The organism is Streptosporangium sp. NPDC020072 (genome assembly GCF_040631445.1).
Lineage (GTDB): Bacteria > Actinomycetota > Actinomycetes > Streptosporangiales > Streptosporangiaceae > Streptosporangium.
Genome location: NZ_JBEYAB010000017.1, coordinates 14,443 through 39,055 on the forward strand (window position 1 = coordinate 14,443; position 24,613 = coordinate 39,055).

Consider the following 24,613-nt stretch of genomic DNA (forward strand, 5'->3'; position numbering starts at 1 on the left):
TGAGGGATCCATGAGGCCTCCGCCGTCCGCCATCGGGGCCTTTTCGTTCCACGCCCTCCCACGAACAGGAAGGACCCCCCAACGATGCGCCGCGTGCTCCTCGTCACCGCGTTCGCCGCTCCCCTCCTCGCCCTTCTCCCCGCCGCCCCGGCCCAGGCCATGCCCTGCGGGATGGGCCGCAGCTGCAGCACCACCTACTACTCCGACGACTCGCTCACCACCGCGGTCGGCGGCGAGTGGACCGACTGCTACGGCTACACCGCGAGCTGGGGGGTCTGGAGCGGTCACAGCACCTACCACGAGAGCGACTGCTGACAGTTCGCGGGGCCGTACGTCCGGGAAACGGGGGTGCGGCCCCGCGCGTTCCGCGTCGCGGAAGGAAACGGATACACCGGTGTGACGTGCGCCACACTGCACTAATGTCCTTATTTTTCAGTACTTATTCGTGATAGTTATTTGGGCCAACGGGGATCTTGCTTCATCGCAGAAACGGGGAACCATGCTCGCACCCACGACGGGACACCCTCACCAAGGGTGATCACACCGGTTCGCTCGGCGAACCGGCCGCCTTCCTCCCTCTTCACACCGACGCCACGGGGCAAGAAACGGCGCCGGTGAATCCCATGCCGGAGGAATCCGTAACCGCCCGCCGTTTCCAGGGGAAATGACGGGCGCCCGAACTCCACGCGACCCGTCACGGTCGGTGTGAACGCGTTTTCCGTGCGAAAAGGCATTCCCGTCGAATGTTCGCTCACGACATAGGACGCACATGCGCATTTCTCTTGGGGGTTCCCTGGGCCGGCTGGCCCTGGGCGTGACGACGGTGGCCGCTCTCACCGGCGGGACGGCCGTCCAGGCCCTGGCCGCGCCGGGCGCAGGGCAGCCGCAGACCGTGGCCGACGACGACGCTCGGGACGCCGTCGAGCAGGCCGCCGCGGAGCAGGCCGCCTCGCTGGGGCGGGCCGTCCCCGTGCCGGGTCTGACCGACGAGACCAGCACCACCGTGGCCAACCCCGACGGCAGCTTCACCTCCACGATCACCTCCGGCCCCTCGCAGGTCAGGCGGAACGGCCAGTGGGTGGCCGTCGACACCGACCTGGTCGAGGAGGGCGGGGCGCTCAGGCCGCGCGCGGCGCGGGCGGACGTCAGGATCTCCGGCGGCGGCGACGGGCCGCTGGCGACGCTGACGGACGACGCGGGACGCGTGTTCTCCCTGCAGTGGCCCAAGCCGCTGCCCAAGCCCGTCGTCAAGGGGAACGTCGCGACGTTCACCGACGCCGCCGGACCCGCCGCCGACCTCGTCGTGACCGCGCTGCCCACCGGTTTCCGGCACGACGTGGTGCTGCGGGAGCGGCCCTCTGGCCCGCTCGAACTGCGCATCCCCGTCCAGACCACCGGGGTCGCGCTGTCGGAGTCCCCGGCGGGACGGCTGCTGCTGACCGACACCGAGGGCGCGGACAACGGCGAGGTCGTCGCCTCGGCGTCGCAGCCGCTGATGTGGGACTCGCGCGGGCACGGCAAGCCCCGCGGTAAGGCGGTCTCGGTGATCGACACGAGGGTCGAGACGGAGAACGGCTCGACGACCCTGGTCCTCAAGCCGGACCAGGCGTTCCTGTCCAACCCCGCGACCGTCTACCCGGTGACCGTCGACCCGACGACCACCCTGCCCATCGAGGCGGACACCGACGTCGCGACCTCCTGGAACTCGCACCCGGGCGACGTCCTGATCATCGCCGGGACGATGCTGAAGGAGGACCAGAGCGGAAGCGACGTCATGCGCTCCCTGCTGAAGTTCGACACCCACGCACTGAAAAGGAAGAAGGTCCTGTCGGCCCGGCTCGGGCTGTGGAACGTCGAGACCAGCGCCTGCGGCAGGCGGGTCGGCTCGGGCCTGACCGTTGAGCGCCTCACCGGCGCCTGGAACGAGCACAACCTGACCTGGGCGAACAAGCCCCCGGCGACCTCGGCGGGCGCCACGACCAACCGTGAGGGTCGCGGCCGTACCTGGACCGCCCCCTGCCGCCGCGGGGCGGGCTACCTGCGCTGGGAGGTGACCTCCATCGCCCGTGCCTGGGCCGCCGGCGCCCCCAACCACGGCGTCCAGCTGCGCAGCGCCAACGAGGCCGAGGCCAACAACTGGCGTGCGTTCGCCGCCTCGGAGAACAAGGAGGAGGGCGTCGGGCAGCCGACGCTCACCGTCACCTACCGGCGGCACTGACCTCTCGCCGACCCCTTTCACCGACCCAGGACCGGCCCCGGCGGGCGGGCGCGACGCGCTCCCCGGCGGGGCCGGTCCGCGTACACGGTCGTGCGGACGGCCCGGGCTCAGTACGGTCTAAACAGAGGGCGTCGCCACGGGGGCGGCGAACCGTACAGCGAAAGGGCGCGCATGACCACCGAAGCGATCCACGGCGGCGGCGACGAGCTTCCCTCCGGCGAGGAGAGCGATTCGGCCTGGGTGGTCGAGGAGGCCTCCCTGGTCCTGGTCGAGGTGACGCTCAACGCGGTGGCCGAGATGAGCGACCTGTCGCTCACCCAGCTTCGGGTGCTGCTGGCGGTCGACCGGCACGGCCCGCTCAACCTCAGCACGCTCGCCGCCCACCTCAGCATGTCGATCTCGGCCACGGGCCGGATGGTCGACCGGCTCGACGGCGCCGGGCTGCTGACCCGTTTCCCCGCCCCGCACAGTCGCCGTGAGATCCGCATCGAGACCGCCGAGCGGGGCCGGGAGACGCTGCGGCGGCTGCGCTCGGCCCGTCGCAGGCGCATCGGCGCGGCGCTGGAGCGGCTGACGCCCGGGACGCGGCAGGCCCTCGCCCGGGGGCTGCAGGAGTTCACCGCGGTCGCGCAGGACGAGGATGATACCGACCTTCTCTCCTGAAGCTCCGCTTTCCCCATGACAACCCCACACATCCAGCCATAAAGGCCCGTTCGCGACGGCCCACATCAATGGCTCATTTTCCTTCCTCATATCCACCTGACGTGCAGAAAACCCCGCAGACGGCCCTCCCGGCGACCCTTTCCGTCGTTCCGGAGGACCGTCTCGCGCGTTTCGGGCCCGAAAGAATCGACATGCCGAGCAGACGGATTCCCCCGTTAACCATCGCATGATAGAAACACTTTCCTTGACGAAAGTGTTGCCCGGCTGCTGACTCCGGTTGTTTCCATGCGGCAATGAGGCCGCCACCGACAGCGGGCAGCTCCACACAGTGAACATCAGGAGCGGCGCGGGCGTGATGACGCATGCCCGCCGAGGGGGTTCCATGGTTCCTCGGACAGCGCGTGACAGAACCGACCGGGCGGCGGCAGCCGCAACGGAGATGCTCCTCCAGGCGGGCAGGTTACTGCACCGCTCGGAGACAACCCCCGACCTGCGGGCCGTCTTCCGCGGCGACCAGGCAGTCAACGACGCCCCCTACCGGGAGCGATGGGCGCACGACAAGGTGGTGCGCTCGACCCACGGGGTGAACTGCACCGGGTCGTGCTCCTGGAAGGTGTACGTGAAGGACGGGCTGATCACCTGGGAGACCCAGCAGACCGACTACCCCTCCGTGGGCCCCGACCGGCCGGAGTACGAGCCGAGGGGATGCCCGCGCGGGGCCTCCTTCTCCTGGTACACCTACTCTCCGACCAGGGTCCGCCACCCGCACGCCCGTGGCGTCCTGGTGCGGATGTACCGGGAGGCCAGAACCAGGCTCGGCGACCCCGTCGCGGCCTGGGCGGAGATCACCTCGGACCCGGAGAGACGACGGCGCTACCAGTCGGCGCGCGGCCAGGGCGGGCTGGTGCGGATCGGGTGGGAGGAGGCGCTGGAGATCGCCGCCGCCGCGCACGTCCACACCATCATGAAGTACGGCCCCGACCGCGTCGCGGGCTTCTCCCCCATCCCCGCCATGTCGATGGCCTCGCACGCGATCGGCGCGCGTTTCATGTCGCTCATCGGCGCCCCCATGCTGTCCTTCTACGACTGGTACGCCGACCTGCCGGTGGCCTCGCCCCAGGTCTTCGGGGACCAGACCGACGTGCCCGAGTCGGCCGACTGGTGGGACGCGGCCTACCTGATGCTGTGGGGGTCGAACGTCCCGGTCACCCGCACCCCGGACGCGCACTGGATGGCCGAGGCCCGCTACCGGGGCCAGAAGGTCGTCGTGGTCTCGCCCGACTACTCGGACGCGACGAAGTTCGCCGACGAGTGGCTGCACCCGCATCCGGGCACGGACGGCGCGGTCGCCATGGCGATGGGACACGTGATCCTGAACGAGTTCTTCGTCGAGCGCACCGTGCCGTACTTCACCGACTACGTCAGGCGCTTCACCGACCTGCCGTTCCTGGTCGCGCTGGAGGAGCACGAGACGGGCGGATACGTGCCCGGCAAGTTCGTCACCGCCGCCGACCTGGCACCGGACGGCGCCCCAGAGGGCAGCGCCCCAGGGGACGGGGCCGCGGTGAACGCGGCCGACCGGTGGCGGCCCGTGCTCCTCGACGCGGTCACCGGTGAGCCGGTCGCGCCCAACGGCACCCTCGGCGAACGCTGGACCGAGGAGGGCGCGGGCCGGTGGAACCTGGACCTGGGCGCGGTCGAGCCGCTGCTCAGCCTCCACCCGCCGCAGGGCGGCGAGACCGCCGAGATCCTGCTGCCCCGCTTCGACTCCGGCCTCGGTGAAGGCGACGGGGAGACGGGCGCGGTACGGCGCGGGGTGCCGGTGCGGCGGATCGGCGGACGCCTGGTGACCACCGTCTTCGACCTGCTCCTCGCCCAGTACGGCGTGCGCCGCCCCGGCCTTCCCGGACGGTGGCCGGACGGCTACGACGACGCCGACTCCCCCTGCACCCCGGCCTGGCAGGAGCGGATCACCTCGGTCCCCGCCGAACGGATCACCCGGATCGCCAGGGAGTTCGCCACGACCGCGGAGAAGACCCGGGGCCGGGCGATGATCGTGATGGGCGCGGGCACCAACCACTGGTTCCACTCCGACACGATCTACCGCTCGTTCCTCTCACTGCTGCTGCTGACCGGCTGCCAGGGCGTCAACGGCGGCGGGTGGGCGCACTACGTGGGCCAGGAGAAGGTACGGCCGCTGGCCGGATGGCAGCAGCTGTCCACGGCCGCCGACTGGGTGCGTCCCTCACGGCAGATGGCGGGCACACCGTACTGGTACGTGCACACCGACCAGTGGCGCTACGAGCGTTTCTCCGCCGACGCGCTGTCCAGCGCGACCGGGCGGCGGCTGTTCGCGGGACGGCACACCGCCGACCTCGTCGCGCAGTCGGCCAGGCTCGGCTGGATGCCGTCGTATCCGACCTTCTCCGCCAACCCCCTGGAGCTCGGGGCCAGGGCGCGGGCCAGTGGGAAGGACCCGGCGCTGTGGGCGGCCGAGGAGATCGCGGCGGGCAGGGTCGGCTTCGCCTGCGAGGACCCGGACGCGCCGGAGAACTGGCCGAGGGTGCTGACGGTGTGGCGGGCCAACCTCATCGGCTCCTCCGCCAAGGGCAACGAGTACTTCCTGCGGCACCTGCTCGGCGCTCCCGACAACGCCACCGCCCAGGAGGCGCCCCCGGGCGACAGGCCCCGCGAGGTGGAGTGGCGCGACGAGGCGCCGCGCGGCAAGCTCGACCTGCTGCTCTCGCTGGACTTCCGGATGACCTCGACCACGTTGTTCTCCGACCTGGTGTTGCCCGCCGCGACCTGGTACGAGAAACACGACCTGTCCAGCACCGACATGCACCCGTACGTGCACGCCTTCTCCCCGGCCATCAGCCCGCCCTGGCAGGCCCGCACCGACTTCGAGATCTTCCACGGTCTGGCGCGCAGGTTCTCCGAGCTGGCCGCGGGGCGGCTGGACGTCGCCCACGACCTGGTCGCCACCGCGCTGCAGCACGACACGCCCGGTGAGACGGCCCAGCCCGGCGGCCGCGTCCCCGACTGGCGCGGCGGCGACGTCCCCGCGCGACCGGGCCACAACCTGCCCGCGCTGACCCTCGTCGAACGTGACTACACCGCCGTCGCCGCCAAGCTCGCCTCCCTCGGCCCGCTGCCGGAACAGGTGGGCCTGACGGTCAAGGGCGTCACCGTCGGCACCGCGCCCGAGGCTCGCTGGCTGACCGCGCGCTGCGGGCAGGCCGGGGACGGCCCTGCGGCGGGCAGGCCGCTGCTGGACAGCGACGTCAAGCTGTGCGAGGCGATCCTGGCCCTGTCCGGCACCACGAACGGGCGGGTCGCCGCCGAGGGCTTCACCAGGCTCGGCGAACGCTGCGGCCCCGGCTCCGGCATGGCCGAACTGGCCGCCTCCGTCGCCGAGCGCAGGGTGGTCTTCTCCGACACCCAGGACCGTCCCGTGCAGGTCGGGGCGAGCTTCGAGTGGTCGGGCAAGGAGGCCCCCGACCGCCGCTACGCGCCGTTCACCGTCAACGTCGAGCACGCCAAACCGTGGCACACCCTCACCGGGCGCCAGCACTTCTACCTCGACCACGACTGGATGGCCGAGCTGGGCGAGCAACTCCCGGTCTACCGGCCGCCGCTGGACACGGCGGCCCTCGGCGAGTACGGCGGGACCCACGAGGGGGATCTCGCGGTGACCGTCCGCTACGTCACCCCGCACTCCAAGTGGTCCATCCACTCCGAGTACCAGGAGAACCTGCTGATGCAGACCCTGGCCAGGGGCGGCCCCGTCATCTGGGTCAGCGTCGAGGACGCCCGGGCCGCCGGGATCGCGGACAACGACTGGATCGAGGCGGTCAACGCCAACGGCGTCGTCGTCGCCCGCGCCGTGGTCTCCCACCGGATGCCGCAGGGCACCGTCTTCATGTACCACGTGCAGGAACGCCTGGTGAACGTGCCGAGGTCGCAGGCCACGGGGCGCCGGGGCGGCGTGCACAACGCCCTCACCAAACTGCTGATCAAACCGACCCACCTCATCGGCGGGTACGGCCAGCTGTCCTTCGCGCCCAACTACTACGGGCCGACCGGCAACCAGCGTGACGCGGTGACCGTCATCCGCCGCCGTTCCCAGGAGGTGCAGTACTGATGCGCGTGATGGCTCAGATCGCCATGGTGATGAACCTGGACAAGTGCATCGGCTGCCACACCTGCTCCGTCACCTGCAAGCAGACATGGACCAACCGGTCGGGCACCGAGTACGTCTGGTTCAACAACGTCGAGACCCGTCCCGGGCAGGGTTACCCCAGGGGCTACGAGGACCAGGACAGGTGGAAGGGCGGCTGGCGGCTGCGCAACGGCAGACTGGTGCCGCGCTCCGGCGGCCGGGTCAGGCGCCTGAGCCGGCTGTTCGCCAACCCCGAACTGCCGCTGCTCGACGACTACTACCAGCCGTGGACCTACGACTACGAGAACCTCATCAACGCCCCGCTGAGCGACGACGTGCCCACGGCCGCGCCCCGTTCGCTCATCGACGGCTCCCCGACGGCCGTCACCTGGGGGCCCAACTGGGACGACGACCTGGGCGGCGGCCCCGAGCACCTGGCGGGCGACCCGGTGCTGCGCAGGGTCAGCCAGGAGGTGCGGCTGGAGTACGAGCGCTCCTTCATGTTCTACCTGCCGCGCATCTGCGAGCACTGCCTCAACCCGTCCTGCGTGGCCGTCTGCCCCTCCGGCGCGATGTACAAGCGGCTTGAGGACGGCATCGTCCTGGTCGACCAGGACAGGTGCCGGGGCTGGCGGATGTGCGTCAGCGGCTGCCCGTACAAGAAGGTGTACTTCAACCACGACAGCGGCAAGGCGGAGAAGTGCACACTGTGCTACCCGCGGATCGAGGCCGGGGCGCCGACCGTCTGCTCCGAGACGTGCGTCGGCAGGCTGCGCTACCTCGGGGTGATGCTCTACGACGCCGACCGGGTCGGTGAGGCCGCCGCGACGCCCAGGGAGGAGGACCTCTACCCGGCCCAGCTCGACTGCTTCCTCTCGCCCGACGACCCCGAGGTGGTCGCCGCCGCGGAGGCGGCGGGCATCCCGCACGACTGGATCCTGGCCGCCAGGCGCTCCCCGGTGAACGCGCTCATCACCCGTTACCGGGTCGCGCTGCCGCTGCACCCGGAGTACCGGACCATGCCGATGGTCTGGTACGTGCCGCCGCTGTCCCCGGTGGTGGACGCGCTGGCCGGGACCGGCAACGACGGGGAGGACGCGGACAACCTCTTCGGCGCGATCGACGCGCTGCGCATCCCGCTGGAGTACCTGGCGGGGCTGTTCACCGCGGGCGACACCGCCCCGGTCGAGGCGGCGCTGCGCAGGCTCGCGGCGATGCGCTCGCACATGCGGGCGCTCAACCTCGGCGAGGAACCGGATCCCACGGTCGCGGAGGACGTCGGGATGCGGCCCGGGGAGATCGAGGAGATGTACCGCCTGCTCGCCCTGGCCAAGTACGACGAGCGGTACGTGATCCCCACCGCCTACGCCGCGGGCGCGGGGCGGGCCGACGCGGCGGCGGGGTGCAGCCTGGACGGACCGGGCGGCCCCGGCATGACGGAGGACATGTTCGCGGGGATGAGGGCGGGAGCGGACACCGCCGCCTTCCATGCGTCACCGATCCCGGACGGCGGCGACGAGCGGCGCGGGCGGTTCAACCTGTTCGGCTGGGACGGCAGGGGCCGGCCCGACGGCCTGTTCCCACCCCGCAGAGGAGAGGCCGGATGAACCACGCCGTCGTCCACCAGGCCGCCTCCCTGCTGCTCGCCTATCCCGGTCCCGACTGGCCCGGCCACCTCGACCTGGTAGGACGGGCCCTGGCCGTCGTCCCGGCACCGCCCGCCCGCCTCCTGCTGCGCTTCCGCGACCACGTGCGGGAACAGGACACCCTCGACCTCGCCGCCCGGTACGTCACGACCTTCGACCGCAGCGGCCGCCGTACCCTGCACCTGACCTACTACACCGACGGCGACACCAGACGGCGGGGCGCCTCCCTCGCCGAGATCAAGGCGCTCTACCGCGCCAGCGGCTGGCGGCCGGAGGAGGCGGAACTACCCGACTTCCTGCCGCTGATGCTGGAGTTCGCGGCCCGCTGCCCCGAACGGGGCGGGCCACTGCTGCGCGGGCACCGGGCGGCGCTCGACCTGCTGTCCGCCGCCCTGCACAAGTACCGCAGTCCCTACGCCGACGTGCTCGACGCCGTACGCGCGACCCTGCCTCAGGCGAGCGCGCGGGAACGCCGGGCGGTGGGCGAGATCGCGCAGGCGGGGCCGCCCTCCGAGAGTGTCGGCCTCGACCTCACTCCCTATCCAACGGTCACTCAGCACTCCAGCCAGGGAGCCCGCCGGTGAGACATCTGCAGATCGCGTTGTGGGGCGTACTGCCCTACCTCGTCCTCGTCCTGTTCGTCGCGGGCAGCGTCTGGCGCTACCGCTACGACCGCTTCGGGATGACCACCCGATCAAGCCAGCTGCACGAGAGCCGCCTGCTGCGCGTGGCGGGGCCGCTCTTCCACTACGGCCTGCTGTTCGTCATCGCGGGCCACCTCGTCGGGCTGCTCGTCCCCGAACGGCTGACCGAGGACATGCACATCACCGAGTCCCTCTACCGCGCGAACGCGCTGTTCGTCGGCGGCCTGGCCGGGGTCGCCGCCGTCTGCGGGCTCGCCCTCCTGATGTGGCGAAGGCTGCGGGTCAGTGCCGTCAGACAGGCCGGCGTCCGTGGTGACCGCCTGGTCTATCCGGTGCTGGCCACCGTCCTGCTCGCCGGGGTCGCGGCCACCCTGATCGGGGCGAGGACGGGCTCCTACGACTACCGGCTCGGGGTCTCGGTGTGGTTCAGGAGCCTGTTCGAGCTGGAGCCCGACGTGCCCGCCATGGCGAACGCCCCGCTGCTCTTCCAGGTGCACACCCTGCTCGGCATGGCCCTGTTCGCGCTGTGGCCGTTCAGCAGGCTGGTGCACGCCTTCGGCGTTCCGCTGGGTTATCTGGTGCGCCCCTATGTCGTCTATCGGTCGCGGGCCACGCTCGCGGGCCGGGGCGGGACGCGCTGATCCCATGACCACCTCACCCCTCCCCGCCCCGGTCGCGCTGGTCTCGGTCAGGATGCCCATGACCGTCACCCCCCACCTGCTGACCCGGACCCCCCACCCGCCGAGTGGACCGACCACCTTTCTCGTCACGTTGGGCCTGCTGCGCACCCACTGGCAGTTCCTCGCCCTCATGCTCGCCGTGGCCGTCGCCACGGCCGTGCTCCTCACCGTCAACCGCCAGGCCAGGCGTCCCCGCCTCCTGACCCCCACCGCCGAGCTGCTCACCTTCCTGCCCGCGGAACCGTCCTCGGCCTCGTCGCCGCTCCCGTCGGCCCTGGCGGCCCCGGCACCGAGGACGGTGCGAAAGAAAAAGGACAACAGCCTGCCTCCGGTCAAGGAGACCGCGGCACGGCGGGCCGCGGAGATCCTGGTGGCGACGATGCCCACCCCGCTGTGGCCGATGGCCAGGGCCAGGGCCGTACGGCTGCTCGCCCGGGGGGACTCCGCCCGTGAGGCGGAGGTCCGCCGCCGCCTGAACCTGTCGCGGACGGCCCTCACGGAGGCCGCCCCCGCCGAGACGGAGACCGTCCACCGCGCCGTCGTCGAACAGTGGAGCCTGGCGTTCACCGTCACCCGGGAGAAGGACTCCCACGCCTGCGCCCTGCTGCACGCCTTCAGCGACACCTTCGCCCATCTGCTCGTCACCGCCGTCCCCAGACGGGACCCCGACCCCCGCTGAGAGCACTTCCGGCACCCGCGCCCACCCGGTCGTGGGTGCCGGGAAGTGGATCGCGACGGCCGTACCCGGCGGTGGACAGGGTGGGCGCGGGGTGCGTCCCGGTGGCGCGGAAAGCCAAGGAAGGCGCCGTGTTTCCGCGTCACACGGAATACGCGGAGCGTGAGCAAGGATCAGGTCGGCCGATCTTCCCGATTGATTAGGGAAGATCCCCGGAATTGCATCACACCAGGCCGGAACCGTTGATCACGTTTTCCCCGCATTAACGACCTGCTCGACGCAGCGAATTCGGGCTCTATAACAAAACGTCATCGGCGAAACAAAGCCATTGCAGTGCACAATGCCGAATGATTCCCTCGTTGGCGTACCTGGATAGCTGATTCTTCCGCTGCCGGTCCCTCCACGGGGGAGGTTTTGGGCAATGCCCGCCATCGGTCGACTTCGTCATGCCCGAATTCTGATTCCACTTGTCGTCTCGACGCTCGTCGCGTCATTTCTCACGGTACCGGACGTGCCTCCCGCGATTGCCGCGCCGCCACCGGTTCCGCAGGCCAGGCCCGGTCCCGGCCCCGTCGAACGCCCCCTGCCCAGGGGGATACGCCCGGACAGGGCGTTCAAAGCGGGTGAACGGCCTCCGGTCGTACCCCTGGGTGCGAAGGCCGCGGGCCAGCCGGTCAGGGTCAGCGGGGAACGCTGGACGTCCCTCACCGGAAAAACCGCGAGAAAGGCCGTGGACGACGGGTTCACCGATCTGTCGCTGCGTCCGGGTTACGTGCTGGGCGACACCTCGCTGGTGACCTACTTCAACGTCGGCCAGGCCGGTCCCTCGTGGACGGCGGCGCGGGTGCGGTTGTACGACGCCCAGTCGCAGACCGAGCAGACCTCCACCCTGGTTCAGCGCCCCGACCTGCAACGGTCCTACTGCGGCGGCGCGGGCGACCTCTGCCGTTCCTTCGGCGCCGCCGACGGCTGGACGCTGGAGACCGGCAGGGAGTACTTCGTCACCGTCGCCGCGGTCTACGACGACGGCCGCGAGGTGGTCTCCGCCCCGTCGGACCGCTCGGTCCCGCGCGAGACCGTGGACCCGCCGCCGGTCCCGAACGAGCAGGCCTCCGGCTGTGGGTGCGGCAACGCGCTGGCGCTGACCGCCGCGGGCCAGGCCTCCAGGGCGCTGGGCGTCAACACCGGCACGGGTGCCTTCGTGCGGACCGAGCGCGACCTGGCGATGGCCTCCTACGGCCCGCAGTTCGTCTCGGCGCGCACCTACTCCTCGATGAACCGGGGGGCGAGCCCTCTCGGTCCCGGCTGGGCCTGGTCCTACGACATGCGGGTGAGCGTGGGCGAGGACGGCGTGGCCGTGGTACGTGCCGAGGACGGCGCCCAGGCCCGCTACACCCCCGCCGCAGGCGGCGCCTACAAGCGCCCGCCCGGCGTGCGCTCCACCCTGCGCGGAACGGCGGACGGCTGGGAGCTGACCACACCACGGCAGGTGCGCTACGGCTTCGACGGTCAGGGACGCCTCGTCTCGATCCGCAACGCGCGTGACGTCGGGGTACGGCTGGCCTACGAGGGGCTCGGGGTCAACATCACCGACGCCTCGGGCCGGGTGGTCTCGGTGCGGATCGAGGGCGGCCTGATCCGGGAGATCAAACTGCCCGACGGCCGCAACGTGAACTACTTCTACACCGACGGATTCCTGACCTCGGTGATCGACGCCCGCGGGTTCACCTGGAGGTACCGCTACCACGCCACCACCCTGCTGTCGCAGGTGGTCGACCCGCACAACGTGGCGATCATCTCCAACGACTACGGCACCGACGGCCGGGTGACCGCGCAGCGCGACGGCCTGGGCAAGCAGACCACCTTCGCCTGGGACGCCGCCAAACAGGAGGCCACCACCACCGACCCCGACGGGGTGGTGCTCTGGGACGGCTACCGGGGCAACACGCTGGTGTACTCCCAGCGCGGCACCGGCGACTCCGACAACCACCGCTACGACCGGGAGCTCAACCGCGACCTGGTGGTCAACGGCAAGCAGCACCAGCACGAGGCGACCTTCGACGCCAACGGCAACCGCCTGCAGACCAAGGCGCCCCAGCCGCTCGGCTTCTCCGAGAAGACCCGGTTCGACGAGCGCAACAACCCCACCACCCACACCGACGCCAACGGCCAGGTGTGGAAGGACACCTACAACGAGTTCAACGAGCTGGTGCGCAGCGAGGACCCCGAGGGCCACGCCGTCACGCACACCTACGACTCCCGCGGGTTGCGGACCTCGACGACCGACCAGCGCGGCAAGGTGAGCCACTACGAGTACCTGCCGCAGGGCGACCCGAACGCCGGACTGCTCAAGGCGGCGATCTCCCCCGCCGGGCGGCGCGGCGAGATCGTCTACGACGCCACCGGGCGTCAGACCGCCACGGTCGACCCACGCGGTACCGTACCCGGTGGCAACCGGGCGGCCTACACCACCCGTTACGCCTACGACGCCCAGGACCGGGTGACCAGCACCCTTGAGCCGGGCAAGAACGGCGCCTGGCGCAGCGGGTTCGACGAGACCGGCCGCCTGGTGCGCAGGCAGACCCCGACCGAGGCCACAACCGACTACTTCTACTTCGCCAACGGCCTGCTCAAGACGGTCGACGACTCCCGGCGCACCACCACCTACACCTACACCGACGCCGGACGGCGGGCCTCGACGCAGGCGCTCCTGCGTACCAGGGCCCCCATCACGACCACCTACGGCTACGACGGCAAGGGCCTGCTCAAGACCGTCACCTCGCCGCGCGGCAACGAGCCGGGCGCCAACCCGGCCGACTTCACCACCACCTACTTCTACGACGCCGACGACAACCCGATCCGGGTACGGCACCCCTATCCCGGCGGCGGGTTCACCGAGCGCGACATCAAGGTCGACGCTCTGGACCGGACCACGAACAGGACCGACGAGCTGGGCAAGCAGTCGGCGTTCGGACGCGACAACAACGGTCAGGTCACCTCCACCACCGACGCGCTCGGCCGCAGGACCACCATGGGTTACGACCGCAGCGGCCGGCAGACCGAGATCAAGGACCCGGCGGGCAAGACCACCCGCACCGAGTACGACGCGGCGGGCAACCGGATCAAGGAGACCAACGCCGAGGGCGGCGTGACCACCTGGAGATACGACGACGACGGCCTGCTGACCGGCGTCACCGAACCGCGGGGCAACGTCGAGGGCGCCGACCCCGCCCGCTTCACCACCCGCTACGAGTATGACCAGGCGGGCAACCAGGTCAAGTCCGTCGACCCGCTCGGCAACACCACGGCCGCCGTCTACGACGCGAGCAACCGGGTCACCTCGGTCACCGACGCCAAGGGACGCACCACCTACCGGACCTACCGGGAGGACGACCTTCCGGCCACGGTCCACACTCCGGAGACGCCCTACAACCCGAACGACCCGACGGCCCGCTCCACCGTCTACACCTACAGCACCGACGGGCTGCTGGAGTCGGTGCGCGACCCGCTGGGCCGCTACACCCGGATGTCCTACGACGACGCCGGACGCCTGATCACCAAGGCCGATCCACTGTCGCGGCGGGTCGAGGTCACCTACGACGCCGAGAGCAACCCGCTGACCGCGATCACCGTCAACGGTCCCGAGTGGGTCAGCCCCGAGGAGCGCCTCAAGCGGACCGTCGTCAACACCTACGACATCCTGAGCCGCCGTACCAAGACGGCGCTGGGCTCGCAGGGGCCGGCCTACACCTTCGGCTACGACGCCAAGGACCGCACCACCTCCTACGGTGACCCCACCGGGGTGCGGGAGGTCGGCTACGACGACGAGGACCAGATCCTCAAGGTGACCCGCAAGACCGCCGGCCAGGCCGACGAGACCTTCTCCTACGGCTACGACGAGCGCGGCAACATCACCTCCCGCACCTATCCCGACGGCACCGCGGTCACCTTCGCCTACGACGGTGACGGCAGGCAGACCGAGCAGAAGGTGACCGGCGGCACCGCGGGCGCGGGCGCCGAGTGGCGCTTCGGCTACGACGTGGCAGGGCGGCGCACCAGCACCACCCTGCCCGGCGGCACGGGCCTGACCGAGAGGCGGGCCTACGACGACGCCGGACGGTTGACCCGCATCGCCACCGCGAACGGCGACGCCGATCCGGTCTCGGCCTTCGACCTCACCCTGGACCAGGTCGGCAACCCCACCAAGGTCGTCACCACGCGCGGCACCGCGAGCGAGTCGGTTTCCTACGCCTACGACACGGTCGACCGGGTCACCTCTGCCTGTTACTCGGCCACGAGCTGCGCCACCGGCTCGCAGATGGCCGGGCGGATCGACTACACCTACGACCTGGTCGGCAACCGCCTCAGCCAGAAACGCACCGGTACGGCGGGCAACGACACCACCGTCTACGCCTATGACGAGGCCGACCAGCTGACCCGCGAGACCGTGACCCGGCCCGGCTCCAGCGTCGCCCGCGACTTCGCCTACGACGTCAACGGCAACCAGATCCGCGCGGGCGCCGACCGGTTCGAGTACAACCTCGACAACAGCCTCGCCAAGGCCACCGTCAACGGCAACTCCACCACCTTCGCCTACGACGCCACCGGCCTGCGCCTGTCGGCGACCAGCACTGGAGCCGGTGGCACCGTCTCGGCGATCCAGCGCTGGAGCTGGGACGTCAACGGCACCCTGCCGCAGATCGCGCTGGACACCACCGTCAACGCGGGCGGCGCCGTCGTCGAGAGGCAGGGCTTCACCTACGGCCCCGAGGACGAGCCGCTGGCCCTGCTGACCGGCGGCGCGCACTCCTACACCCACGACTGGCTCGGCGGCGTCGCCAACATGGTCTCGCCGACCGGCCAGATCGAGGCGGGCTACGACTACGACCCGTTCGGCAACCCCCGCACGGGCACCACCCTGACCGCCGGAGCCACCGGGCGGGCGACCCCGCCACCGGGAGGGGCCGGAGCCGCCGGGCGGAGCGGGGCCGGCGCGCCCGAACGGAGCGTCGCGGCGGGCCCGGACAACCCGCTGCGGTTCACCGGCGCCTACCAGGACAGCACGACCGGCGACGGCAACTACTACCTGCGCGCCCGCAACTACAACCCCGGCACGGGCCGGTTCAGCAGCGTCGATCCCATGCCCACGGGTGCCGGCGCCACCTCCGCCTACACCTACGCCTCCAACAACCCCCTCGTCTACACCGACCCCACCGGCATGGTGAACGCGGCTGCGGACGGCGGCGGCAGCGGTACCGCCCCCGGCCAGGAGGCCGAGTCCGGGCCCAGCCCCGAGGACGTCGCCAAGGCCCAGCAGTTGCAGAACAAGAGCGTGCTGGACGTCATCCTGGAGGCGGGCGGCCAGATCCTCATGGAGATCATGGGGATCAACGACATCGTCAACTGCCTCAACGGCGACATCGGCTCCTGTGTGATGGCCGTGATCGGGGCGCTGCCCTGGGGCAAGATCTTCAAGGCCAAGAAGATCGCCGAGGCGATCTGGCGGGCGGGCAAGGCCGTCTTCGCCTTCTTCGAGGAACTCAAGTGGGCCAAGGCCATCCTGCGCGGCGCGGAAAAGGCGGCCGAGGCGGCCAAGGCCGCGGCCGCGAGGGCGGCCAGAGCGGCGGCGGAGAAGGCCGCGGCGGCCAAGGCGGCGGCCGAGGCCTACGCCAAGAAGGTCGCCGCCGAAGCAGCCGAGAGATCCAAAGCCCTCGCCGCCAAGGCCAAGGCCAAGACGAAACCCAAGGCGGCGTCGGAGAGGCCTCGTGTCGAGGCGCCGAACTGCAAACCCGGCAACAGCTTCGTCGCCGGCACGCCGGTGCTCATGGCCGACGGCACCGTCAAACCCATCGAAAAAGTCGACCTCGGCGAACAGGTCGTCGCCACCGACCCGGAGACCGGCCAGACCACGGCCAAACCGGTCGTACGACTGATCGTCGGCGAGGGCGAAAAGAACCTGGTCCGCGTCACCGTCGACACCGACGGCGACAGAGGATCGGCGACCGGCCAGATCGCGGCGACCGACGGCCACCCGTTCTGGGTCCAGAGCGCACGCAAGTGGCTCAAGGCCGGCGAACTCCAGCCCGGCATGTGGCTGCGCACCAGCGCGGGCACCCACGTCCAGGTCACCGCGCTCAAGAAGTGGACCGCCCACGAACGCGTCCACAACTTCACCATCGCCGACATCCACACCTACCACGTGGTCACCGGCGGAACCTCGCTCCTTGTCCACAACGACGGCTGCGACTTCATCGGCCCCAAGGACCATGTGGCGCTCGGAAGACGTGACTTCAAACTGAACGAGTTCTCGGAGAAGGTCGGCGCGCGCAATCTCCTCGGAGCGCCAAGCGCGACGTGGCGGGACGAGGTCCAGTCGGCGATCGCCAGGGCCGGACGCGGCGAGGGCGAGATCTCGTTCATGCTGGACGGTCTCCCCGGCGCCAACCGTGGGCCCGCGAAGGCACTGGAGATCGCCAAGAACACCAACTCTCGTGACCTGCTGCACACCCAGTGGGAGCTGTTGCAGGTGGACGCTGCGGGCATCATGGATCAAGTCAACTTCTTCCGCTGGAACCGTAGGCTCAACGACTGGGCTGGTGTGGGATGAACGTGTCGATCGAGAACGGACGGCTCCCGCTCGTCCTGCCGGGGCGGTTCAAGCCCTGGGCGATCGAGGTGGGGCACGGCAAGGTGCTCCTGCGAGGCTTCGACGGCGACCCCGAAGGCGAGGAGAGACCGAGAGTGTTCGACGTCCTGTTCCAGGACGTCTCACGGATCTCCCTGCCCGCTCTCCGCTCCGGTTTGCGCCTCACCGTCGCCGATCCCGAGGTGACACGCTCGGAGGAGCGCCGGGTCGGAGAGAGCTGGGGAAAGGCGAGGATGTTCCTCCTGGACCCGGACAGAAACTCCGACTACGTGGTCGCGGGGTTCGTGTTCTGGGCGGAGGTGCTCGTCGGTGGCGGCTCGCCGAGCCCCCTCCTGGCCGAGGAACCGGCTGAGGGGTCGATCAGGGGAGCCGTCCGCCGTCTCTGAGAGGTCGCGGTCCGCGAGATCCCCCTCTCGCGGACCGCGGTCCGTCAGCCCATCACAGCGGCCCCTGTCCGGCAAAAGTATGAACCGGAAACATTTTCCTCAGAAAGCATGATCGCTACGCTGGTCGTCCATGACTTTCACGCATTCCACGCGATGGCTGGCGGCGGCGACACTCGTCGCCGGGCTGTCCGTGGCCGCACCGGCACACGCCCACGAGGCGGCCGTACCCCCGTCGAGCACCGTCCTGCGCGGCCTGGACCTGGACCGCGCGACCGTCCTGGACATGCAGCGCGCCATGAACCAGAAGCGCTTCGACTCGGTGGCGCTCACCCGCTTCTACCTCGACCGGATCCGTACGGTCGACCCGTTGCTGCACGCGGTCATCTCGACCAACCCCGCGGCGCTGCGGGAGGCCAAGCAGAGCGACCTGCGGCGGCGCCAGGGCGCGCGTGGCCCCCTTGAGGGCATCCCCGTCCTGCTCAAGGACAACATCGCCGCCGCCGGACGCGCGAGCGCCGGTTCGCTGGCGCTGCTCGGCTCCCGCCCGGCCCGTGACGCCTTCCTGGTCCAGCGGCTGCGCGCGGCGGGCGCGGTGATCCTCGGCAAGACCAACCTGTCCGAATGGGCCAACTTCCGTTCCAGCGCCTCCTCAAGCGGGTGGAGCGCGGTCGGCGGCCAGACCAACAACCCCTACGTCCTGGACCGCAACCCCTGCGGGTCGAGCAGCGGTTCCGGGGTCGCCGCCGCCGCGAGCCTGGCCGCGGTCACCATCGGCACCGAGACCGACGGCTCGATCGTCTGCCCGGCCGGCATCAACGGCGTCGTCGGGGTCAAACCGACGGTCGGCCTGGTCAGCCGCGCCGGAGTGGTGCCGCTCTCCCTGGCCCAGGACACCGCGGGCCCGCTCACCAGGAACGTCACCGACGCGGCCGCCGTGCTCTCCGTCATCCAGGGGGTTGACCCGCGCGATCCGGCCACCGTGCCGGGCGGCAACCGTGACTACCTCAAGGCGCTGCGGCCGGACGCGCTCGCCGGCAAGCGCATCGGCGTCTGGCGTTCGGCCGCGGGGAACAAGCGGGAGGTGGTCGCCGCCCTGGACGCCACCATCGCCACGCTCAGGGCGCGCGGCGCGACCGTGGTCGACAACCTCGAACTGACGGGGACGGACGAGGCGGCCGAGCAGGAGTTCCCGGCTCTGACGAACGAGTTCAAGCACGACGTCAACGCCTATCTGGCCGAGGCCCCCGGGAAGCACCCGGCGGACCTGGCCGGGCTGATCGAGTTCAACAAGAAGCACGCCTCGACCGAACTCCGCTACTTCGGGCAGGAGCTGTTCGAGCAGGCGCAGGCGACCAGCGGCGACCTGAACGACTTCGAGTACCGCGCCGCGAGGGAGAAGGCGACCTCGCTCTCCCGTGACGCGATCAACTCCGTGATCTCCGCCAACCGGCTCGACGCGGTGCTCGCCCCGACCAACAACGGGGCCTGGGTGACCAATCTGACCAAGGGTGACGACTTCACCGACTTCGTCGCCACCTCCTCGCCCTCGGCCATGGCGGGCTACCCGGCGGTCACGGTCCCCGGTGGATACGCCAAGGACGTGCTGCCGCTCGGCGTGACGTTCTTCGGCGGCCGTTTCTCCGAGCCGACGCTGATCGCCATCAGCTACGCGTTCGAGCAGGCGAGCCAGGTGCGCAAGCCGCCGACCTACCTGCGGACGCTGCCCTGACCGGGGCCCTTTCCTGCTGACGGCCGCACCCCGCGGACGGGTCTCCGCCCGTGGGGTGCCCTCCGGAAATCCCGACTCTGAGACTAGGATTTTCGATCCTAGGGAAAACACTCCGCTTCTCGTCCGTCTCGGGGGATGAGACCGTTTCGGCCGTGTCCCGGTGCGCGGGCGCACCGCCCGCGCACCCCGATCAAGGCTCAAGGAGTGTCATGTCCTCTTCGTCCTTTCCCACCGTCGGCAGGGCCGTCGTCGTCTCCTCCTACGGCGGCGCCGAGGAACTGCGGCTCGCCGAGGTGCCCGTCCCCTCCCCCGGTCCCGGCCAGGTGCTGCTGCGGGTGCGCGCCGCCGGGGTCAACCCGGTCGACTGGAAGATCCGGGCCGGACTGCTCAAGGAGTTCCTGCCGGTCGACCTGCCGTACACGCCGGGAGGCGAGGCGGCCGGTGAGGTGGTGGCGGTCAGCGAGGGCGTGAGCGCCTGGACGGCCGGGGACGAGGTCCTCGGCCCCGTCGCGGGCGGGTACGCCGAGTACGCCCTCGCCGACGCCGCCCTGCTCTCCGCCAAACCGGCCGGCCTGTCCTGGGAGGCCGCCTCCGGGCTGTACACCTCGGCGGAGACGGCCAACCGGGTGCTGGACCTCCTCAAGGTCGGTGCGGGGGAGACCCTGCTGGTCCACGGGGCCGCCGGCGGTGTCGGCGGCCTGGTGGTGCAGTTCGCGGTCGCGTCCGGCGCCCGTGTCGTCGGTACGGCCGGCGCGGCGAACCACGATTACCTGCGTGAGCTCGGCGCGGTTCCTGTCTCCTATGGAGAGGGGGTGTTCGACCGGGTTCGTGAGGTGGCGCCCCAGGGGGTGGACGCCGTGCTGGACGCGGCCGGGGGCGCGCTGGCCGGTTCGGTCGGCCTCCTCGGTGGCCCCGAGCGGATCGTCGGCATCGTGAGCGTGCCGGAGGCCGTCGAGACCGGGACGCGCTTCACCGGGGGCGGCGAGGGGGAGAGCCACGGTGTCCAGGCCGTGGCACGGGCCCTGGCCCTGCACGCGGCAGGGACCCTCGCCCTGCCGGTCCGCGCCGTCCTCCCGCTGGCCGACGCCGCGGGGGCGCACCGGCTCAGTGAGGAGGGGCACGGACGCGGCAAGATCGTCCTGGTGCCCTGACTCCCGTGAGAAGTCACCCGGGTGGCTCTTGATCAACACGTGTGGGATTCGGTTGACTTGACCCCGGAAGAGCAAGGTCAAGAAAACAGGGTGTCAAACGACAGAGGGGACCTGTCAGAAATGCACGTGCTTTTCGTACCTGCTCCGGGAATCGGGCATGTGTTTCCCATGGTGCCGCTCGCGTGGGCGTTCCGCCTCGCCGGCCACGAGGTCACCTTCGCCGCCGCCGGGGACGCCCTCGCGGTCCGCGACGCCGGGTTCCTCACACTGGACGCCGTACCCGGCCTCACCACGGCGCGGATGATCGCCGACTTCAAGGAGGGCCCCGCGGCCGAGCGTCTCCAGCAGCCCCGGGAGGGCATCAGTCCCGAGGAGCTGGAGCAGATCAAGCCGCTCGTCGTCGCGATGTGGGACGGCTACGTGGACGGGCACGTCAGGCTCGCCGAGCGCCTGCGCCCTGACCTGATCGTCTACGACCCGATCTTCACCGCGGGGCCGGTGGCCGCCGCCAAGCTGGGCGTGCCGTGTGTCGCGCACAGCTACGGGGTCGGTGGGTTCGAGCCCGAGGTCTTCGATCAGGCGCCCGCGAACGAGGCGTTCCTGCGCCACGGTGTCACGGTGCCCAAGGGCGTCGAGACGATCGGCGTCGTCCCGTCCTCCCTGGAGATCGGGCCCCGGCCCCGGTGGTCGATGCGTTACACGCCCTACAACGGCGGCGGGCTGCTGCCCGAGTGGCTGCTCGACGAGGGCGACCGGCCCCGGGTCGCGGTCACCCTGGGCACGGTGGTTCCCGAGACCCACGGGCTCGGCGAGTTCGCCCCGATCATCGAGGCGGCCGAGGCGGTGGACGCGGAGTTCGTGATCGCCACGGGCTCCGGCGAGACCTCGTGGTCCACGCCCCTGCCGCCGAACGTCCGGGTGACCGGCTGGGTGCCGCTCGGGGCTCTGCTGCGCGGCAGCGCGGCGGCCATCCACCACGGCGGCGCGGGCACCACCCTGACCTGCTCCGCGCTGGGCGTTCCGCAGCTCATCCTGCCCAACGGGGCCGACCGGCACATCAACGCCGAGACGCTGGCCGCCAGGGGCAGCGCGCTCACCACACTGATCGGTGACCTGGAGGTGCCGCTGATCGAGCGCCTGCTGACCGACGAGGCGCTGCGCGCGACGGCGCACGAGGTCAGGGCCGAGATCGAGGCGCTGCCCACACCGGCCGAGATCGCCGCCGAACTGGCGGCGCTGTACACCCCGGACGCGCTCAGGCCCGCCGTGGCGTGACGCCGCGGGCCGGCCCGGCCCTACCCCGGACCTCATGTCACGGGTACGGCCGGGCCGGTCAGGGCAGCTGCCACAGGTGGGTGCGCTGCCCCTCGTGGTCGAGGACGCACAGGATCTCCGCCGGGCCGTCCTCGGCCCCGAAGGCGTGCGGGATCATGGTGGAGAACTCGGCCGCCTGCCCGGCCTCGACCCTGATGGTCCGCTCCCCCAGCAGCAGCGTGAGGGTTCCGGACAGGACGGTGAACCAGTCTCTGCCGGGGTGGACCTTCAGCTCGTCGACGCCGCGCCGTACGGGCTTGGTGACGCGCATCTTCGCGACGGTCACCCCGTGCGGCCCGTCGCGTCCGCCCAGCATCCAGGTGGTCAGCCCCCGCCCCTCGTCGTGCCTCGGCCTGATCACCACGTCCTCGTCGCCCACGGGCTCGACGAGCTGGTCGATGGTGGTGCCCAGGGCCCGGGCGATCGCGCTGAGCTGGTCGAGGCTGATGCGCCGGTGGCCGGTCTCGATGCGGCTCAGGGTCGAGGGGCTCAGGTAGCAGCGGCCCGCCAGGTCGTCGAGCGACCAGCCCCTGGCCACGCGCAGCCCTCTGATCCGCCCGCGCACCACGCTGTCGAGATCACCGTCTTGCTTCATACGCAAGATGGTATGTCATCGACGCAAACTCCTCGTAGGGTTCCCTCATGGGAAACCCTCACCACCACCATCATCACCACGCCACCGCCGACCACGACGGCTCGGGCATGGCCGAGCTGCTCGATCTGGACGCGGAGGTCCTGCACGCCCACCTGGCCGAGGTGACGGACCTGATCGCCGGACTGGCCGCGGACTCGCCGCCCCGTACGATCCTCGACCTGGGCAGTGGCACGGGAACCGGCGTCCTGACGCTGCTCGCGCGGTTCGGGGAGGCCGAGGGGATCGCCCTCGACCAGGACGAGCACATGCTGCGCCGCCTCACGGACCGGGCCCGCGCCCTCGGCCTCGACCGGCGGGTCCGCACCGTCCAGGCGGACCTGGACACCGCCTGGCCGTCCGTCGGCGCCGTCGACCTGGTCTGGGCCTCGGCCTCCATGCACCACATGGCGGACCCCGGCCGCGTCCTGGCCGACGTCCACGCGGCCCTCAGACCCGGAGGGCTGCTGGCCGTACTCGAAATGGACTCCCTGCCGATGCCGCGTTTCCTGCCCGACGACCAGGGCGTCGGCCGTCCCGGGCTTGAGGCGCGCTGTCACGCCCTCCTGGCGGAGATGCGCGCCGAGCACATGCCGCTCCTGGGATCCGACTGGGGGGCTCCGCTGGCCGAGGCGGGGTTCACCGTCGAGACCGAGCGGAACTTCGCCATCGACCTGCGGCCGCCACTGCCCGCCGCGACGGGCCGCTACGCCCTGGCGACCCTGCGGCGCGTCCGCTCCGGCGTCGAGAACCTGCTGGACGCCGACGACCTGGCCGCGCTCGACGTTCTCCTCGACGGCGACGGCCCGGAGTGCGTGCTGCGGCGGACGGACCTCACCGTCCGTACCACGAGGACCGTGTGGCTGGCCAGAAGGCCGTGACCGGCGGGCCGGACGACCGCCCGGACGGCTGTGTGGTCGCGCCGGACCGGATCAGGCGGGCAACCGGTCGACCGGCCCGTCGAGGTGATCAGGGGTGATCGGGCCCGCATCGCACGGGACGCGCATGCAGCTCGGCACCAGGAGACGGTCCGGCACTCCCAGGGCGTCGGACGGGTCCTGCCCGCCGGACCGCCGAGGGCGAGGGGTTCGTGCGGGCACCGGCGCGCCGGAGCTGGAGGACTGCCACGGACGACAACACCAGCGCGCCGCCGGCGAGCTGCACCGGGGTCAGGGACTCGCCGAGGAAGACAGCGGCCAGCGCGGCGGTGACGACGGGCTCGAAGGTGGACATGATGGCGGCGGTCGACGGGCCGGTGCGCCTGAGCCCGGCGAAGAAGGTCAGCATCGCCACGACGGTGGAGACCACGGCGATGCAGGCCAGCCAGAGCCATCCCGGCGCCCCGAAACGGAGATCGACGCCGCCGGTGAGCAGGGCGCGGGCGCCGAGAGTGCCGGCCGCACCGGTCATCACCAGCGCGGACAGCGCCACCGGTGCCAGCCGGTGCACGACGGTGTCGGCGACGAGGATGTAGACGGTGTAGGTGATCGCGGAGGTGAAGGCCAGCAGCGCCCCGAGCGGGTGGAAGCTCACGCCGCCGGCGCCGAGCAGGACCAGAAGTGTTCCGCCCGAGGCGGCCGCCAGCGCCGCTCCGCGTGCGGGGGTGAGCCGGTCACGGCCGAGCAGCACCGCCACCACGGTGACCATGACCGGGTAGGTGTAGAGGATCAGAGCCAGCAGGGACGCGTCCATCAGCCGCAGCGCGGAGAAGAACAGACTCGCCTGCGTGGCGTACCCGACGGCACCCAGGCCGACGGCGACGGCCGTCACCCGGCCGCGCGTCATCGCCGGCCGACCGGCCGCCTCACCCCGGGGGGAACCGGAGGCGGCGCGGCGCAGCCCCGGCCGTACCAGCAGGACGATCCCGAGCAGGACGGCGGCCAGGGCGAAGCGCACCAGCAGCAGCGCCCCGGGGGAGACACCGGCGTCGTAGGCGAGCTTGCCGAAGATCGCCATGGCGCCGAAGCAGGCCGCGGACAGAAGACACAGTGCTGCACCCATGCGCCCAAGGATTGGACACCTGACCCATCGGGTCCAGCGATGATTCCCGGAGGCGACTCGTTAGGA

The 24,613-nt window shown here is 71.1% G+C and carries 16 protein-coding genes; 14 read left to right on the top strand and 2 right to left on the bottom strand.

The window, feature by feature from the left end:
* Positions 1-84: 84 nt before the first annotated feature.
* The 13 genes from ABZ470_RS34250 (at position 85) to ABZ470_RS34310 (ending at position 21,876) form a co-directional block, all read left to right on the top strand.
* Complete coding sequence (locus ABZ470_RS34250; RefSeq protein WP_362771909.1) at positions 85-315, top strand: DUF6289 family protein; 231 nt, start codon at positions 85-87, stop codon at positions 313-315.
* A gap of 454 nt (positions 316-769) precedes the next feature.
* Entirely contained in the window at positions 770-2,218 is a 1,449-nt protein-coding gene (locus tag ABZ470_RS34255) for a DNRLRE domain-containing protein (RefSeq protein ID WP_362916620.1), read from the top strand.
* Positions 2,219-2,389: 171 nt separating this feature from the next.
* Entirely contained in the window at positions 2,390-2,881 is a 492-nt protein-coding gene (locus ABZ470_RS34260) for a MarR family transcriptional regulator (protein ID WP_362916623.1), read from the top strand.
* 382 nt (positions 2,882-3,263) lie between these two features.
* Positions 3,264-7,025, top strand: coding sequence for a nitrate reductase subunit alpha (locus ABZ470_RS34265; protein WP_362916625.1), 3,762 nt, complete (start codon positions 3,264-3,266; stop codon positions 7,023-7,025).
* Positions 7,025-8,650, top strand: coding sequence for a nitrate reductase subunit beta (narH, locus tag ABZ470_RS34270; RefSeq protein ID WP_362916627.1), 1,626 nt, complete (start codon positions 7,025-7,027; stop codon positions 8,648-8,650). Before ABZ470_RS34265 ends, narH begins: the two co-directional genes overlap by 1 nt.
* Positions 8,647-9,273 (top strand): nitrate reductase molybdenum cofactor assembly chaperone, encoded by a 627-nt coding sequence (gene narJ / locus ABZ470_RS34275; RefSeq protein WP_362916629.1) that lies wholly within the window; start codon positions 8,647-8,649, stop codon positions 9,271-9,273. The genes narH and narJ overlap by 4 nt, the downstream gene beginning before the upstream one ends.
* Entirely contained in the window at positions 9,270-9,974 is a 705-nt protein-coding gene (gene narI / locus ABZ470_RS34280) for a respiratory nitrate reductase subunit gamma (RefSeq protein WP_362916631.1), read from the top strand. Before narJ ends, narI begins: the two co-directional genes overlap by 4 nt.
* Before the next feature lie 4 nt (positions 9,975-9,978).
* Positions 9,979-10,692: a hypothetical protein gene (locus ABZ470_RS34285; RefSeq protein ID WP_362916633.1), complete on the top strand. Its 714-nt coding sequence runs from the start codon at positions 9,979-9,981 to the stop codon at positions 10,690-10,692.
* A 508-nt stretch (positions 10,693-11,200) separates the two neighbouring features.
* Entirely contained in the window at positions 11,201-17,296 is a 6,096-nt protein-coding gene (locus ABZ470_RS34290) for an RHS repeat-associated core domain-containing protein (RefSeq protein WP_362916635.1), read from the top strand.
* Between the two features lie 2 nt (positions 17,297-17,298).
* Positions 17,299-17,721: a hypothetical protein gene (locus tag ABZ470_RS34295; RefSeq protein ID WP_362916637.1), complete on the top strand. Its 423-nt coding sequence runs from the start codon at positions 17,299-17,301 to the stop codon at positions 17,719-17,721.
* Between the two features lie 130 nt (positions 17,722-17,851).
* Positions 17,852-19,450 (top strand): amidase, encoded by a 1,599-nt coding sequence (locus ABZ470_RS34300; RefSeq protein ID WP_362916639.1) that lies wholly within the window; start codon positions 17,852-17,854, stop codon positions 19,448-19,450.
* 209 nt (positions 19,451-19,659) lie between these two features.
* Positions 19,660-20,601 carry an NADP-dependent oxidoreductase gene (locus tag ABZ470_RS34305; RefSeq protein ID WP_362916641.1) on the top strand — a complete coding sequence of 314 codons (942 nt, stop codon included), beginning with the start codon at positions 19,660-19,662 and terminating at the stop codon, positions 20,599-20,601.
* A gap of 168 nt (positions 20,602-20,769) precedes the next feature.
* Entirely contained in the window at positions 20,770-21,876 is a 1,107-nt protein-coding gene (locus ABZ470_RS34310) for a nucleotide disphospho-sugar-binding domain-containing protein (RefSeq protein WP_362916643.1), read from the top strand.
* A 58-nt stretch (positions 21,877-21,934) separates the two neighbouring features.
* On the opposite strand, the gene ABZ470_RS34315 is transcribed toward ABZ470_RS34310, so the two are convergent.
* A complete protein-coding gene (locus tag ABZ470_RS34315; protein WP_362916646.1) occupies positions 21,935-22,510 on the bottom strand; it encodes a helix-turn-helix transcriptional regulator in 576 nt (191 codons plus the stop codon).
* A 47-nt stretch (positions 22,511-22,557) separates the two neighbouring features.
* Here ABZ470_RS34315 and ABZ470_RS34320 point away from each other — a divergent pair, with 47 nt between their 5' ends.
* Positions 22,558-23,427 carry a methyltransferase domain-containing protein gene (locus ABZ470_RS34320; RefSeq protein WP_362916648.1) on the top strand — a complete coding sequence of 290 codons (870 nt, stop codon included), beginning with the start codon at positions 22,558-22,560 and terminating at the stop codon, positions 23,425-23,427.
* Positions 23,428-23,515: 88 nt separating this feature from the next.
* Here ABZ470_RS34320 and ABZ470_RS34325 read toward each other — a convergent pair whose 3' ends face one another.
* Positions 23,516-24,547 carry a DMT family transporter gene (locus ABZ470_RS34325; RefSeq protein ID WP_362916650.1) on the bottom strand — a complete coding sequence of 344 codons (1,032 nt, stop codon included), beginning with the start codon at positions 24,545-24,547 and terminating at the stop codon, positions 23,516-23,518.
* Between the last annotated feature and the right edge of the window lie 66 nt (positions 24,548-24,613).